Consider the following 17619-nt stretch of genomic DNA (forward strand, 5'->3'; position numbering starts at 1 on the left):
TCAGGATATTGCATACCGTAACCTTTTCAATAATGAGCGCAAGAAAAATAAAATTAATATTATCATATCTAACGTCTTCACCCGGTTTATTTATTTAACATGGTTTTGCGAATATTACGGGTATGCGTACTTATTAGTGGTTGCACACTTATTTGCAAAAACTACACACATTTTGCCAAAAACAACACACCTGTCAATTGTAACCTGATAAAATTATATTTCTTCTAATTTAGGGTTTGCATAATTGTTATTGATCGATTTTTGCATCTTCAAAAACTCCTATCATTTATTAACCATAATCCTTTTTATGCACAAATTTTATTCAGTCAGGTTCTTTTTTATTTCTTTTTTGTTATCAATGGGTATTGGAAATGTTGCAAACGCGCAAGTCAGGTTGCAGGCAAAAACCGAAGACATTGACTATGCCAACGATGGCTCATTTACTGCCCAGGGGCATATACTGCAATATGTCATTACTGCAGGTAATACTTCAGGTACTGGTGTTACCGATTCATGGATTTATGCCAATATTCCGGCTGGGACTTCCTATGTAACAGGGTCAACATATCTAAATGGGGTTTCTGTGCCTGATGTAAATGGTAAAATGCCATTTGCCGGTTTGGGCGGTTCCATTAATCCGGCTTCGTCGGGGCCGGGCATCTTATCTGCCAATGATTCTGCTCAAATAATATTCAGGGTTCGGGTAACTGCCAATCAGGGCAATATAAATTATTATGCTACTCTAAAGGGAACACAAAACTCAGCCGGTATTCTTCTAAATTCCAATACGGTAACTACAGCACTGGAAACTGACGGCAATTGCAATACTGTTTATGAGTGCAGCCCCTCTGTTCCTGGTGGCTCGCTACCTATTTACCCTAACAGGTATATCAAAACATTGAGTGTTTCAAACGGAACAGCGGGCACTAACATCTTTACCGGTCCTAACGGGCCCTGTTATAATGCTGTTACCGGTGCAATATTACCAACAGGCAGCATAGTAACAGATGCTGAAGCTATGGCCTATGACGTAAATTCAAACCGTTTGTACTTTATTAATAATACAACCAATAGCCCCGCGCAGGACCTATGTTTTATTGATTTGAGCTCCAGTCCTGTTTCTGCAAAAAAGTTTGTTGGTTACCCGCTCGAAACAAATACCAATGCAGGTTATAATATTAACCGCATGACTTTTGCTGCTGACGGAAACGGATATGCTCTTACCGCCAATGCACAGGACCTTATACGTTTTTCTGTTAATCCATCCACCGGCCTTCCGGTAATTAACCAGTTAGGATCACTTGTTAATGACGCCAATAATGGCATTAATGATGTACTTACTGAAACTGGTGGTGATATTTTTAGCGATGGATCAGGTAAATTGTATCTGATCCCTAATTCAGGTAAAATGTACAGGATCAATCCGGCCACTGGTTTAGCTACTTACCTGGGCACCATAAGCTCTATGCCTGCATCGGGCGCCGCTTCTGTAGCTACAGATCAAACAGGTAGTGTAAATATAGGAGGCGCTTATCAGAATGTATTTAAAGTTGATCTTTTTACTATGAGCGCAACCTCTATTATAAGCACCACTTCCAATGTTTGGAAGAGTAGCGATTACGCCGGTTGTGTTTTGCCGGTACTGGCGCCGGCATTAAAGGTCAATAAAACATACACAGATTTAAATGGTGGCGCATTAATAGCAGGAGATACGATTGAATATACTATTGAAGTGACCAACACCGGAAATATTACTGCAGCAGCTGTAAAATTATACGATGCTATTCCTGCGAACAGCTATTACATAGGCAATGCCACAACAATAAATGGTGTAGCCATAGCGGATATTGGCGGATTAATGCCCTTTTCGATAAGTGGTGGTCAGTTTATTAATTCACCCTCTGAACCAGCCGGTGTTGTTAAGCCAGGCGCAGCCAATAAAGTAGTGATAAAATTCCAGGTAATAACTGAACCGAATAAAACAATCTGTAATCAGTCTAATGTTACATATGCTGATGCAGATGGCAATACCATGTATGTTATTTCCGATGACCCTGCACAACCGGGTGACCAGGATTCAACCTGCTTTTATTCGGATACGAGTGCAGGTAATGGAGCCCGTGTAGCCATTTCCAACCGGATTCAGCCTGGCGTAATGGGATCTGCAAAAGTGCAACCCAATCCGTTCGTGAAAGACCTGAACCTGCAGGTGCAGTTAAACAATGCAGAAGTTGTACAGGTTCGATTAATTGATTTTTACGGAAGAACTGTTTTTACAACTTCAGAAAAATTGGGAACCGGTGTCAACTCTATTCACTTACAGGTTCCGGCAGGTCTTAGCGCAGGTATCTATGTGCTCGAATGCCGGGCCGGCAATAACCGGTTATTGCAGAAAAAATTACTTAAGCAATAAGACGTGACAGATAGTTTATAATTCAATATGACATCACCGGCCAATTGAGGTGCAGAGTAACTACTTCAATTGGCCGGTGATATTTTATCAGGGCATGTAAAAACCTGCACCTTCAGGTTTATAATCATGCCGGGCGCACACAATAATATTTCATCTGTTTTTTGCCTGCAGGAAGCATTATTTTTAAATTAAAATCAGGATTTTATTTTATCTTGTCGTGAGACTTCGCTTGTTACATATTTTATATTTCTACATTATTGGATACGGCAAATTTATATAACGAACAAACGCTATTGAACAGCTTACGGCAAGGCGATCAGGATGCTTTTGCCCGGTTATATAAACTGTATGGCGAACGCCTGTATTTTAACCTGCTAAAGATGGTTAAGCATGCCGAAACCGCCGAAGAGCTGTTACAGGATATATTTATACAGGTTTGGGAAAAGCGACAAACTATTGAAATTCATACAAGCTTTCGGGCCTACCTTTTTCGCATCGGCGAAAACAAAGTATATGATTTTTACCGGAAAATTCGACGCGATAAATTTTTATATGCATATGTAAAAGCCGCTGCAATAGAACATTATAGCCATATAGAAGAAAATTTGTTGTTCAGGGAAAATGCCCGGTTACTGCAAAATGCGATTGCCTCTTTATCGCCACAGCGCCGGCAAATATTCGAATTATGCAAAATTCAAGGTAAAAGCTACCAGGAAGTGGGCGCTTTACTAAATATTTCTACTTCTACCATCAACGATCATATAGTAAAAGCCACCCGAAGCATACGCCAATATATTTTCTTTCACAATAAGAATCTCGACATCCTGATTTTGTTTAGTTTACTCCTAACGAATAAATAACCCTTCGACCCGCACGATAGTCGGGCAGGCTTCGCTCAGGGCCTGGAATCACGCTGCAATTCTTTCATCAGTTCCGGTTCAAAATGCAAAACAAAAAATATTTTTATCGGGAGCAGATGATCTTTCCCCGCCGAGCGTCATAGCTATAAAGCGCTTATTTTGGAACAACCTTCTTTTGCTGAACTTTTTGATAAATATATTAATGACGCCTGTTCACCGGAAGAGGTAGACCAGTTAATGGCGATGCTGGAAGATGATAACCAGGAACCTGTCACAAAAGAACTGTTACGGGAATACATGCTGAAAGACCTTCCGGAAGGCCATAGCGATACCGCTTTGCAGGAGCAGCTTGAACAACGGTTTCAGCAAATAACACAATATATTAAAACAGATACGGCAAGTACCACGGACACGGTTATGATGACGCCGCGCTCCGGGTTTTGGTGGCGCTTGTCTGTTGCAGCGGCCATATTATTGATGATGAGTGCAGGCATTTGGTATTGGTTAAGGCCTGATGTTACCCAACCTGTACAGGTATCTCAAAAGCACTCATCGGATGATATTGCGCCCGGCACCAACAAGGCCACCCTTTTACTTGCCGATGGACGGCTTATTTCACTGGATAGTACAGCGAACAGTATACTGAGCCGGCAGGGGTTAACAGAAGTGAATAACGAAAACGGTAAATTAATCTACCATACAACAACTGATTCATTGGGAAACCAGCAATCCGTACCCTATAACAAACTATCCACGCCCGCCGGTGGTCAATATCAGTTGTTACTGCCCGATGGAACACAGGTGTGGTTGAATGCGGCTTCGAGTATTCAATTCCCTGTTGCATTTACCGGCAGCGAACGCAGAGTAACAGTAACCGGTGAGGTATATTTTGAAGTAAAAAGCATACCCCTGAATTCCTCCGGCTTCGCCTACGGCAATGCGCCAAAGGCGAAGGCCGAAGGCAAAGGGGAAGGCCAAAAGTTACCCTTCATTGTACAGGTGCAAAAATCATCCGGTATCGTTCAGGAAGTACAAGTGTTGGGAACACATTTCAACATCAATGCCTATGAAGATGAAGAAACAGTAAAAACCACCCTGCTCGAAGGCAGCGTAAACGTGAAGTCGGAAGCCGGAAGTCAGAAGCCGGAAACCGAAAGCCGGAGATCTGAAATATTAAAGCCTGGCCAGCAGGCACAACTAAGCGTTGAAAATAACAAACTCACCATAGATAAAAATGCCAATACCACCCAGGTTATGGCCTGGAAAAACGGACTGTTTGTATTTGACGGGGTTGAACTTAAAACAGTTTTGCGGCAACTGGCACGGTGGTATGATGTAGAAATAACTTATGAAAAGGGCGCCCCTGTTTCGGAACTATTTAATGGAGCCATGCAAAACAACCTAAGTCTTAATCAAATGATAAAAGGACTTGACGGTATGGGCGTACATCTAAAAAAAGAAGGCAGAAAATTACTGGTTACGCCATAATTGAATTTTTGAGAACCAACCCTCCATGGACCTTGCGGGCAGTGGAAATATAATTCCGGTACCTCTACCGGGATTCACATGGTTAAAGCTCTGATTAAAACTATGTGTTTCCCTGCCCTGCATGGGTCCCTTTCGGAGTACTGCTTAGCCTAAGTAAAACACGGTAATCTAAAAGAGTAATTGTAGCCCATAAAAATGCCGGTTGTGCTGGAACACTCCCGGCAGGCGTTTTGGGTTCAATCATAAAGTCTCGGTAAAGACCCATTATTTTTTAACCAAAACTGTTACAAAAGTATGCATTTAATTGCTTTTTGTAACCGGACTGTTGTTACCCGTACCCTGGCCTATAATTCAGGCAGAACAAGGGAAAGCAACTCCCGGTTCCTCAACCAAGCCTTTCGAGTTATGAGATTAACCGCCTTCATGTTGTTTGTTTTTGTTGTTAATGTAAGTGCTACCGGCACTGCACAAAATGTAACTCTTTCAGTGAATAATACTTCGCTGGAAAAAGTGTTAAATGCAGTAAAATCCCAAACCGGTTACTACTTCTTTTATAACCAAAAGCAACTGAAGGAAGCCAAACCGGTTACCATCCAGGCAGATCATGTTCCGCTGCAATCATTTCTCGAACAACTGTTCAAAGATCAACCCTTAACTTACCTGATTCAGAACCAAACGATTTTTATTCGCGCCAAACCGAAAGCAACGGTTACTGCTGCGGAAACGGCTGCACCTCCCATTACTATACGCGGTACGGTACGCAACCAAAACGGCGATTTTCTGTACGCCGCCTCGGTATACTTACGGCCCGGCAATGTAGTTGCGCAAACAGATAAAAGCGGTTTTTTTTCTATTCCGGGAGTAGAGCCCGGCAACTATGTGCTGGAGGTATCTTATGTTGGTTATGAAATACAAAAGACGCCTGTAACCGTAGGCCCCGACATGAAGCCGCTCATTACCATTATGCTTCAGCCATCTATTGAGAAGCTGGAAGAGGTAACAGTATTCAATAACGGCTACCAGGTGCTTTCGCGTGACCGCAGTGCCGGCAGCTTCACCAAAAGCAACATGGAAACGGTTAAAAACCGGAGTACCAGTATGAACCTGATACAACGGCTGGACGGCCTTGTACCTGGCATGGTGATAAACAATGCGCCCGGTTCAGATCCAAGTATCATAGTGAGGGGGCTAAGTACCATTAATGCCAATACCTCACTTTTATATGTTGTGGATGGCCTTATAGTTAATAACATAGATGATGTAAATCCCAACGATGTGCAGGATGTTACCTTGTTAAAAGACGCCACCGCCGCATCCATTTGGGGTAGCCGCGCCAGTAACGGGGTGGTAGTGATTGTTACCAAAAAAGGAGCCCGCAACAGTCCGCTGAAAGTGGAGTACAATGGTTTCGTAAACATTCAGGGTAAACCCGATATAGAGTATCTGCCTTATATGCGCAGCCCAGAATTCATCAGTACCATGAAAGAAATATATGCCGATTCGAATTATCGTAAGGCATATACCTGGGCCGGGGTTAATACCTTACTTTACGGAACTGCCTCGATAGCGCCCCATGAAACCATCCTGTATAATTATTACAGAGGTCTTATCTCTGAAGCTACGATGAATGCACAGCTCGATAGTTTGGCAAGTATTGATAATATGAAGCAAATTAAAGACCTGTGGTACCGCACTGCTTCACTTCAGAACCACACCATTTCCGTACGGGGTGGCGCCGGTATTTACAGTGTGTACGGCTCGCTGGCCTATACCAATACAGTAAGCAGCACACCCGGCGAAAAAAACCATACCTATAAATTGAATCTGCGCCACGATTTCACCTTTAATAAAAATATTTCAGCTTACCTGATTACCAACGTGGTCGATAACGAAACCTCTGCCGGCCGACCGGCAAGTGTAACCAACCGTTTTGTACCCTATCAGTTGTTTAAAGATGCTAACGGAAATAGTATATCCATGCCATGGATTTATCGTACCGATTCGCTCAGAGCAGTATATGAATCCAAAAGCGGTTTGAACCTCAATTATAACCCGATTGACGAAATGAATTATGGTAATACCAAAAGCAATGCATTCAGAACTTATTTAACTGCCGGTATTGTTGCTAAAATATGGAAAGGACTTCGCTTCGAAGGTGTATACGGTTATGCGAAAGGAAATTCAAAAACCACTGCTTTCGACAGCGAGCAAAGCTTTTTCATAAGAAATCAGCTGGCAGCCTTTACCGTTCCGGCAACTACTGCCGGTAATGTACCAACGTATTTTCTGCCCCAGCGGGGAGGCCAGTTAACAGTTACCAATGGGAATCAATATAACTGGACGGTACGCAACCAGTTTGCATATGATTTTACCTCACCCAATGAAACGCATCAACTGACCCTATTGGGGGGATATGAAGTAACCGATGCTTTGAACAATTCCAATTCCACAGTGGTGAGGGGATACGATCCACAATCGCTTACTTCACAGTATGTTGATTGGGATACATTAACAAAGGGTGTTACAAATACTGTATTCTCAAATTCGCTCATAGGAGGCAGCAAACTTACGAACGATGCATATACTGAAACTGAATCAGATTCAAGAACACGCTCCTGGTACGGAAATGCAGCTTATACTTTTTTGAGAAAATACACCATAAACGGAAGTGCCAGAAAAGATCAATCGAATTTGTTTGGAAAAGACAAGTCCTTACAAAATAAACCGATCTGGAGTGTAGGGCTTGCCTGGCAATTACACAAGGAATATTTCATTGAAGAAAATTTGCCCTGGATCAAATATCTTGCTTTGCGGGCTACCTACGGCTTATCGGGCAATCAACCCGATTTGAGAGGATTTAGCAGTGGCACATCTTACGACATTCTAAGCGTTTATCCCAATCAGTATGCCTATGGTGGTCAAAGTCTCGGCATTTCTACTTATGGTAATCGTAAACTAGCGTGGGAAGCCACCAGAACCAAAAATTTTGGGGTTGATTTTTCTGTGCTGAACAGCAGATTGAGTGGAAGTTTGGATGTGTATTTAAGGCACACCACCGATCTGTTGGGCAAAATACCAACAAATGCGTTTACCGGCGTAGCGACTAACGTGAATGGTAATTTAGGTGAAATCAAAAACAGGGGCATTGATGGAAAAATTACTTCCGTTAACATAAAAACCAAAAACTTCACCTGGGCAACTTCTCTGGTTGTATCATACAATGTTAATAAAATTACGAAGCTGTATGTTCAAAGTCCCGTCACCAGTGCGCTCTTAATGGCCCTTGCGAACACTGTAGAAGGATATTCTGCATTTGCACAGTTCGCTTATAAATTTATGGGGTTAGACTCCCTGGGTGATCCGTTGATACAGCTGGCAGATGGAAAAATTACCAAGGCGCCGAGTGCTGCTACAGCAGCTGATCTCGTGTACATGGGTACCTATCAACCCAAATTTACGGGTGGTTTTTCCAATAACTTCCGTTACCGCAACTTCCAGCTTTCCATAAACATGGTATATAATTTTGGTTCCACCCTCAGACGTGATGCTGTTGGATTAAGTACAGTTACTGCTAACCTTTATGGCAGAACGTCGAATTCAGCCGGCCTCTTTTTGGGAAATATGTACAGCGATTTTAATAACCGCTGGAAAAAGCCGGGTGATGAAGCCATCACCAATATACCCTCTTATGTACCCTCTTCAAGCCTTAACAGCACTCGTCGGAATATCAGTTATTATACTTATGGTGATGTTAATTTTTTTGATGGCGCCTATATTAAACTGAGAGATATAAACCTCGGTTATTCTATCCCTACTGCTTTAATTAAACTATTGAGGGCCGATGATCTTACTTTCAGACTAACCTTATCGAACGTTTTGTTATGGAAAGCCAATCATTATGGCATCGACCCTGAGTTTCATAATTCAGGCTCAGGAGCACGGGCAGTGCCTACTGCCCAACACAGCATTGCCGTGGGCGCTAACCTCAGGTTTTAACCCTTTCAATTCAAGACAATGAAAACAATGCAAACAGGAAAATATATAATAGGTTTATTTATGATAGCAGCTGCCACGCTGTTTGGTTCATGCAGCAAGGATTTTTTAGAGGTGCAACCCAAGGGAAAAGTAATTGCCAAAACCACATCCGATTATGACCTGATATTGAATTCAGCAGGTGCAACCAACGGTGGAGATGTGAGTGTTCCCATGGGCGATGAAATAATAGCTTTCGATAATTATTTTTCCAGTGCTGCCTCCCTACGCAGTCAACGGCTGTTTCGCTGGGACGATGATATATATGATGATGCCACCTTTGCCAATGAAATGTCCACGCTTGCGAACGGCGTGTATGTATGCAACAAAGTGATCAACGAAGTGATGTCATCTACCAATGGAACCGATGCGCAGAAACTAGCCATATTGGCCGAAGCCAGGGTACACAGGGCATATCTCAATTTCAGTTTGATCAATATGTATGGCAAGCCCTATAATGCAACGACTGCGGCCACTGATCCCGGCTACCCTATTGTAACAGCAGCCGATGTATCAGCAACTTCCTTTACAAGAGCCTCTGTACAGGAAATGTATGATTTTATTCTGAAAGATATCACTGAATCAATACCTTATTTACCGGTTACCATTAAAGCCCGTATAAGAATGGGAAAGGCCGCTGCCAAAATGCTGTTGGGAAAAGTATATGTATTTATGGCAAAATTTGATGAAGCCAAAAAGCAGCTCGATGCTGCACTCACCGACCTGGCATCTACCAGCAACGGAAGCTCCCTTACTGCTATGGGCTTATATGACCTGAATACAACCATGATAGCAGGTGGCACCTGGGGCTGGAAAACGACTCTTGCTGCTTCCTTTTTCAGCGGGGTACCTATCGGGCAGATCAATACAGAGAATATCTGCGTTAAGCAATCGGGAACCAATTATTGGGCGTACACCTTAAGCGAGTATACCATAAGCCCCGAAACATATAGTCTGTTCACTTCATCCGATAAACGCCTTAATTTTTTTACGATCAGGCCTTATCTTGAATCTTCGGGTACATATCCGATTACAGGAGCATTGCGCCGCAATGGCCCCAGTATCATCCAGAACGGCATGACCATACCGGAGTTATATCTTTTACGGGCCGAATGCGCAGCCCGCCTCGGTGATACAACAACCGCCAAAGCCGATCTACTCACCCTGCGTGTGAAAAGAATGAGCAGTGCCGATGCCACTGTACCTGTAGGCCTTACACAAAAACAACTCATTGATTTTGTATTGAACGAACGTATTCGCGAGTTCGCTTTGCAGGGATACCGCTGGTTCGATATGCGACGACTTTCGGTAGATCCTTTATATTCATCAACCACCTATGCCCATAGATTGTACAGCACAACCGGTACGTTAACTTCCACCTTTACGTTGAAGCCTGAAAGATTAACGCTTCGTTTGCCGCTGGCTGTAATATCGCAAAACCCCGGGATGGAGAACAACCCGTAAGTCAACAGGCAATAGACAATAAGCAAGCCGTGCCACGGTTCTGAGCGAAGTCGAAGAACCCTGGCGACAGAAGCGAACCGTGACACGGCTACAAAAGTTAAAAATCAAAATATTTATCCTTTATCATTATTTCAATAACCTTCCCGTAACGGCGGGACCTCGTCAGGGACAACAGGCAAACCGATTTTACATAGTCCGTCACCTATGTTTAATCAACGTCCCTCCGGGGTCCCGACGAGTCGGGATGATTATCTGAGCAATTACTACATGTATTATAAAAACTACTGTAAACAATGAAAAAATTACGGCTATTTGGATGTTTGGTTTGTATTGTTATTTCCACCACAGCAATTGCGCAAACAAAAGCAGTTGCACAAAGAGATACATCAGACCTGCCGCTGGTGCATAAAATAGTGGGAAGTAAATTTTATTTGATACCCGTGGATCAGAAAATAGCGATGCTCGACAGTTTTCATGCAGCGATTCCTGAGCCGGAACAGGGCAAATTAGCAGATCAATACGATTTGTTGCGGTCTGAAATTGTTTTTGCCTATCTGAAAGCAGGTGATAGTGTTTCGGGATACACCTGGTGGAATAAAATGCATACCAACGTAGGAAAAATCAAAACTTCTTTCAGATGGAGTAGTTACCTGTTAGAGCAGGATGAAAAAAATAATGCGGTAAAAGCAGAAGCCTTATTGAAACCGCTGGTAGATAGCGCCCGCAATTTGTTTAAAAAAGATAGCACGGCAAAAGATCTGTACAATGCCATGATGCCGGTATATGTAAAGACGTTGCTGGCATTGGGCAAACAGGATGTAATTGCCTACCATTTGGGTGCTTTATATGAGGTTAATAAACAAAAGTTCCCTACCGATGCCAGGAACCGTACGGTAAACAGGAATTATCAGATAACCGATAACCTTTCATATGATTACGGAATGGCGCTGGCTGCTACCGGTCGTCACAAAGAAGCGATTGCAGTTTTAGGTCGTTTATACCTTGCTGGTGAAGAAGTATCGGAAAAAATACAGGCCGATATTAAAGCTGAAACAGCTAAAGCAAAAGGCGGAGCTGCCTTTTACCAGCACATGGTAGATTCAGTAAATACCTTTAATAAAAGCAAGCTCAATGCCTTTGCTGCAGCCAAAAAAGATATCAATGGAGCGCCCGTTAATTTTGCTACCCTGAAAGGAAAATATGTATTGCTCGATTTCTGGGGCAGCTGGTGCAGACCCTGTCGCGCCAGCCATCCACACCTGAAAGAACTTTACAGTAAGTATAAAGACAAAGGTTTTGAGATAATAGGTATTGCCATGGAACATGCAGCTACTCCCGAAGCCAGTCACAAAGTATGGGCCGATGCGGTTCAGGCCGACGGCCTTACCTGGTTGCAGGTGCTCAACAATGAACAATTAGCGCAATTCGATGCCGTGAAAGAATTTGAGGTTACCGCTTTTCCTACCAAAATACTGCTCGACAGAGACGGCAAAGTTATTGGCCGCTATGTAGGAAATGGCAGCGGTTCAGACGCATTTGGCACCCGGCTTGAAGAATTGCTGGGCAAGTAGCCGAAAAACCAAAAAGGGGCGATGCCGGATTCGTTACTGAATTTTGGCATCGCCTTTTTTTATTGTTACTTTCAGATTACAGCACTCCGCTATATTGAACTGCATGAACTTCTTGTATCCAATACCCAAATATGCTATCTTTCAATATGCAGCATCTGGAATTTGAACCTCCTGAAGCGCTACGGGATACCATAAAGTGCTTTTGGTACGACAGAAGAGACTTCGGAGAACTACAATCGGGTTTTGAGGTACTACCTGATGGCTACGCTGAAATTATTTTTCATTTCGGAAGCGGCTGTAGCATTTCTTATAATGGAGACTTGCAGCCATTGCCATCACCGTTTATGGTGGGGCTGCTCAATCAGCCTGTTCTTTTTTACACGAAAAACCGTTTAGAAATCATTGGTATCAGGTGCTTTCCCTGGACCGTGTTCGATTTGCTCGGACTGCCGTCGGGTAAAGACAGTGTGCACATATTTGAGCATCCTATCGCCCGGCTTCAATCTGCGTTGACTACGTGTGTTCATGCTGGCAGGATCGATGAAGCGCTGGCTCAGGTAAATCAGTATTTCCTGAATGCACGATCGCAGATTGCTACCGACAGTATGCTATTCAAAGCGGGAGTTGCTATGAGGGAAGCAAACGGCACCATGCCGGTAAGCCAGGTAGCGGCGGCGGCGCATGCAACGGTTCGTACATTGGAAAGGAAGTTCAGGCAATCTTCCGGCTATACTGTTAAAGACGTGTCGGGGCTGATGCGCTTTGAGCAGGTACGAAATCAATTATGGCTTAATCCGAATTCCAACCTTGCCGGCTTAGCTCATGAGCTGGGCTATACAGATCAATCACACCTAAGCAGGGAGTTCAAGCGCTACAGCGGCACTACGCCAGCCGCATTCGCGCGAAAAGCAAAGAAAGGGCAACAGGCAGTAAGCAACGATTTTGTCGCGTTTGTACAAGCCTGATGCAGGAGCTTTCCGGAATTTTGTGTTTCAATTATCTATATGAAAGAAACACCTGAAAGCAAAGAATCCGCACAAAATCATTCTATTCACGATGTAATCATTTCCGGCGCAGGGCCTGTAGGTCTATTCCTCGCCTGCGAACTGGCCCTGGCCAAATGTTCAGTCCTGATACTGGAAAAGGCTGAGAATCCGCACTCGCCAATGAAGCAACTTCCTTTCGGAATACGGGGGCTTAATGCCCTTTCTGTTGAAGCGCTTTACCGCCGCGGGTTGCTAAAAGAATTGGAGGTACATAAACACATTAAAAACCCCCACCAAAACGCCGTACAAGGGCCACGCCGTCAGGCCGGACACTTCGCCGGCATTCCATTCCATGATGGCGATATTGACACCTCTCAATGGAAGTATCGCCTGCCATCCTCGACTGACACCATTTTAATTTCTGAAATGGAGGAGCTTGAAACGGTGTTGGCCAACCGCGCAGAAGCCCTGGGTGTAGAAATCAGGCGCGGGCTTACTATTACTGGTTTTCATCAAACCAAAGACGTGGTAACTGTTCAGTGCGGTGACCAATCTTTCCAAAGTAAATGGCTCGTGGGTTGTGATGGAAGCCGCAGTGTTGTTCGCAAAGCAGGCGGTTTTGAATTTGCCGGTACGGAGCCGGAATTTACCGGCTACTCTGCTAAGGTTGACATTGCCAACCCCGAGAAGCTCAGCCCGGGCCGAAACGTAACACCAACAGGCATGTACTTACAATCGCAGCCAGGTTACGTAATAATACAGGATTTTGATGGCGGGGCATTTCATCATTCAGAAAAGCCAGTCACGCTTGAACATGTGCAGGAGGTGCTACGCCGCATCTCGAACACCGATGTTACTATCAGCGCCCTGTATTTCGCAACCACCTGGACTGACCGGGCACGGCAGGCCACCACCTACCGCAACGGACGGATACTTTTAGCCGGCGATGCCGCGCATATTCATTCACCGTTAGGAGGACAGGGGCTTAACCTTGGGCTGGGCGATGCCATGAACCTGGGCTGGAAGCTCGCCGCAACCATTCAAGAGAATGCTCCCGAAGGTTTGTTAGATAGTTATTATACCGAACGGCATCCAATTGGAGCACAGGTTCTGGATTGGTCACGCGCCCAGGTTGCCATTATGAAACCAAGCCCGCATGCCCGGGCGCTGAATGCAATTATCCGCGACCTTATGAATACGCGCGATGGCGCCACTTATATTGCAGGAAGGGTGTGGGGTATTTTCACACACTACAATCCCGGTAGCGACCACCCGCTGGTAGGCCACAGCGTTCCCAACTTTGAGTTCGAAGACGGTGCAAAAATTGGCGGGTTAATGCACGATGGCCAGGGAATACTGCTTGATTTTAATATGAACGCTTCACTTAAAACTTTGGCGGGTGAATATGGCGACCGGATAAAGTATGTTTCGGGCCGGGCGAAAGAACAATTAGGCCTGAGCGCTGTACTGATACGCCCTGATGGTATTATCGCCTGGGCTTCTGACAACGACCCGGATTGCATCGAACTTCAAAAGGCTGCCGCCCGCTGGTTTGTAATTCAGGGATCAGGCATTAAGAAAAGGGGATGGTCAGAGTAGCGATGTTTTATCAGCTCAACAATTCTGCGCCTCCTGCATCGTAAAAATCGAATATGCCGGCAGGTTAGCTCATAAAGTAATGACAATATTTTAAAGTAATAATAAGGAAATACAAATCAGAAATCACGGGACATTTAGACATATTTGTTGCAGACAATGAAAACGAATTTGAAGGTGAAATAACAAAATGGCAAGATATATTAATTCACGGTGATGGAAAGCCTGTCATCACCTATGCTTCAATAGATTCTATAGGTAATACAGTTTATTCATTAAAGCCATTTTGAATATCTTATACAGTGAAGCATGTCCAAAATTAATTGAACTTACGGTTCAACCAAATTAATTTATTACGCGTGTTGATTTGATCAATTAACGTGTAGTTTTGGCGATAAATCTAAAAAAACAGGGGCTAACCCTTTTGGTTAGCCCCGTTGTTGTATACTTACCTTCAATCTTATTTCTTCAACAATTTTTTCTGCAACAACCGGTTGTTGCCAGCCCACAATTCCAGCACATACATACCTGAACCAACACCACCCGGAACCGGTATGTGCAGTGAATTGGCGCCTGTTCCTAATTTTTCCGAACTGGCATAAACGGTTCTTCCATAAAAATCGATCAACCGTACCTTTACCACTTCTGTTGTATTTAACTGAACCTGCACATTCAATTCTTTATTGAAAGGATTGGGTTGAACTTTTGCAAACACCCCATCACTAAGGCGGGGAACATCGGAATTGCTTACCGTTGTATTTTCATTTGTGGCCACGCGCAAAGGTTTTACAGGTAAACCGCAGCTCGCGAAGTCTCCGTTCATCCAAACAACCGATTTGGTACTAACCTGGGTCGCAGCCATAGTTAGCAAATTAATTTTATAAATCCATTGTACATTGCCGCCCGCATATATATTACCATTTGCATCAACTGCTACTGAATTAATGCCTTGAGTATTCAGCATGCCAGTTACCGTAACCATATAAGTAGCGATCCGCGTACCTGGATCGATCTTATATACGTTACCTGAATTAGGGATCAGGTATAAATTAGTGTTCCCATCACTAATAATATCCCCGCCGGTTTCGGTCAATACATCATGGGCACCATTAGTGGAAGCGTTTGCAAGCCGTCCTAATGGCTGAATAACTGGCACCATGTTGGGATCAGTTACATCACCTACAGTAAATTTTATAAGATCCAGGCCATTATCTGTTAGTGCATAACCTACGCTAGTGAGAGTTTGAATACACATATTATTACAACCATCAGAATAATTTGAAACCATTGTCATCCGGGTAATATTATAACCCGTACCGGCAGTTGACTCAAGCCTGGCGCCCACAAATTTGTATGCCTTAACCGCTGAAGTATTCTTAAATTTTACTACATCAACAAAACAGAGGTCCTGGTCACCAGCGATAGAGTTATTCACAAAATATAAAACACGCCGGTCAAAAGCCATAGCAGACACATTCGTTAATATAGGACCTGCTATTGCTGACCCGTCATATGCTTGATAAGCCCCTGTTGAACCATTATAGATCGTTGTATTGGATACTGCGTTTGTTGGGGTCATTGACTTGATCTGATTATAGGCAGAACTGATATTAGCGGCACTACCCGTCACCTCCCAAAAAACACTACAGGGCCCATCCTCAGTAATGTAGGTAACAACGCTGCGAGTTTCATTAATACCAGGATCTGCCGTTACCAAAGCAGTAGCATTAATGTTGCCACCATTGGCAGTAACCTTAACCTGGAACTGTATTACAAAAACGCGACCAGCCCCCATTACCCCGCCGGGGGTCAGATATTCACCATTAGCAAAGGGCATAATACCATTTAATTCAAACATCGTTGCTCCATCCAAAGTTGTTGTATGCGGCACATACTCCGTACCAGCCGGAATGTTAAAAGTTAACTTGCCATAGTCCAAATTAACTGGTCCAGTTGTGATGGTAACGGTATATTGAAGTATCTGGTCTATTTTGGCTAGGGAACCGGAGTTACCGGTTGTCGGGTTCTCAACAATCAAATCCAGATCTAGCGATTGCGCGTTCACGGTAATTTTAAACGATAGCAAGGCAAATAATAGGAAATACCTAAGCGAGTAGAATTTTGCTTTCATAAAAAAGGTTTTGTGATTAAAAAATATTCAAAAAAACGCCCGCAACGAATGATGAATTCGTTGAACATATTCTTTAGAAGGTCAAATAAAATACATTGATTACTTACTAACAGTGAGGCGTGACCAAAATTAATTGAACTTACTGTTCAACCAAATTAATTTAATACGCGTGTTGATTTGACCAATAAACGTGTAGTTTTTGGCGATAAGTGTGAAAGCAAACTTCCCCTCTCTATTTAGCGGGCAACAAAAATCTCCCCAATGAAACATGTTAAAAATCGCCCATCCATTGCAGTCTTGTTGTAAAAACAGTATTTCATGGCCCAATCGTATGAAAAAAGTTATGCTGTATCTGCTAACTGGCTGTTTATTCCTCTCTTGTAAAAAGGAAGAAAAACTGGTAACAGAAGACCGGCTGCTAACAACCGTTCAAATAAAGATTGACCAGGTCACGATTAAAGCATATAAGAAGAGGGGATTTATGAAGCATAAAATAGAAATGCAAATGGATCTAACTCAGGCAGATGATTAATGCCAAGGTGAGTTACCCTTTAAAAGTAAGCTTTTTTAAACATCATAAACAGGGTGGCCCACGTAAGCTTTTTTCAGTTGAACAATTCAAACGGGTTGAAGAATCTATTTAAATTTTCTCATCAAGCAATCCTAAACTATAACAACATGGCAACGACCACAGTACTCATCAGCATCCATAAATCGACTACGACCCAAAAAGTTCAACTAAATACGTGACTAACACCCTTTTTAAACAGTGGCTTTTTTTAATCTTAGTCAAATTTTTAACTTACATGGGGATAAAACAATTAATTCTTTTTGCCACATGAAATATGCTCTCTCTAGCTTGTCATGCTGTTTGTCTACTCATGCGACTTATTATCTGATCCTGTTCCAAAAGAAAAACCCAGCTCACAAGGACTTTTAAGAAATGCCCATTCATTCACTTTTTCTGAGTTACCAGATACTATTCAAAAGTCAGCGCATAATGGTTATACATATGCTCATTTAGGTGAAACAACTGTATCCCTCCGGGAAGTTGAAAAGCTTTTGTTAAGTAAGCAAT

Annotated in this window: 11 protein-coding genes; 10 read left to right on the forward strand and 1 reads right to left on the reverse strand. The window is 43.3% G+C overall.

What is annotated here, in order from left to right; genetic code table 11:
* Nucleotides 1-307: 307 nt before the first annotated feature.
* The 8 genes from AC59IL_RS15560 (at nucleotide 308) to AC59IL_RS15595 (ending at nucleotide 14413) form a co-directional block, all read left to right on the forward strand.
* A complete protein-coding gene (locus tag AC59IL_RS15560; protein ID WP_496553077.1) occupies nucleotides 308-2413 on the forward strand; it encodes a T9SS type A sorting domain-containing protein in 2106 nt (701 codons plus the stop codon).
* Nucleotides 2414-2670: 257 nt separating this feature from the next.
* A complete protein-coding gene (locus AC59IL_RS15565; RefSeq protein WP_496553078.1) occupies nucleotides 2671-3273 on the forward strand; it encodes an RNA polymerase sigma factor in 603 nt (200 codons plus the stop codon).
* Nucleotides 3274-3432: 159 nt separating this feature from the next.
* A complete protein-coding gene (locus AC59IL_RS15570; protein WP_496553079.1) occupies nucleotides 3433-4761 on the forward strand; it encodes a FecR family protein in 1329 nt (442 codons plus the stop codon).
* Nucleotides 4762-5166: 405 nt separating this feature from the next.
* Nucleotides 5167-8757 carry a SusC/RagA family TonB-linked outer membrane protein gene (locus tag AC59IL_RS15575; RefSeq protein ID WP_496553080.1) on the forward strand — a complete coding sequence of 1197 codons (3591 nt, stop codon included), beginning with the start codon at nucleotides 5167-5169 and terminating at the stop codon, nucleotides 8755-8757.
* 18 nt (nucleotides 8758-8775) lie between these two features.
* A complete protein-coding gene (locus AC59IL_RS15580) occupies nucleotides 8776-10257 on the forward strand; it encodes a RagB/SusD family nutrient uptake outer membrane protein (RefSeq protein ID WP_496553081.1) in 1482 nt (493 codons plus the stop codon).
* Nucleotides 10258-10550: 293 nt separating this feature from the next.
* Nucleotides 10551-11828, forward strand: coding sequence for a TlpA family protein disulfide reductase (locus tag AC59IL_RS15585; protein WP_496553082.1), 1278 nt, complete (start codon nucleotides 10551-10553; stop codon nucleotides 11826-11828).
* A gap of 131 nt (nucleotides 11829-11959) precedes the next feature.
* Nucleotides 11960-12793, forward strand: a complete 834-nt coding sequence (locus AC59IL_RS15590; RefSeq protein ID WP_496553083.1) for a helix-turn-helix domain-containing protein — start codon at nucleotides 11960-11962, stop codon at nucleotides 12791-12793.
* Nucleotides 12794-12832: 39 nt separating this feature from the next.
* Entirely contained in the window at nucleotides 12833-14413 is a 1581-nt protein-coding gene (locus AC59IL_RS15595; protein ID WP_496553084.1) for an FAD-dependent monooxygenase, read from the forward strand.
* A 457-nt stretch (nucleotides 14414-14870) separates the two neighbouring features.
* Here the strand turns inward: AC59IL_RS15595 and AC59IL_RS15600 are convergent, their stop codons facing one another.
* The gene (locus AC59IL_RS15600) at nucleotides 14871-16541 is read right to left on the reverse strand and encodes a T9SS type A sorting domain-containing protein (protein ID WP_496553085.1); all 1671 of its coding nucleotides are present in this window, start codon (nucleotides 16539-16541) and stop codon (nucleotides 14871-14873) included.
* A 268-nt stretch (nucleotides 16542-16809) separates the two neighbouring features.
* Here AC59IL_RS15600 and AC59IL_RS15605 point away from each other — a divergent pair, with 268 nt between their 5' ends.
* A complete protein-coding gene (locus AC59IL_RS15605; RefSeq protein ID WP_496553086.1) occupies nucleotides 16810-17073 on the forward strand; it encodes a hypothetical protein in 264 nt (87 codons plus the stop codon).
* A 332-nt stretch (nucleotides 17074-17405) separates the two neighbouring features.
* Nucleotides 17406-17619, forward strand: a 214-nt coding sequence (locus AC59IL_RS15610) for a hypothetical protein (RefSeq protein WP_496553087.1), incomplete at its 3' end; no start/stop codon positions are given.

It is taken from the genome of Niastella sp. sgz303648 (assembly GCF_059587045.1).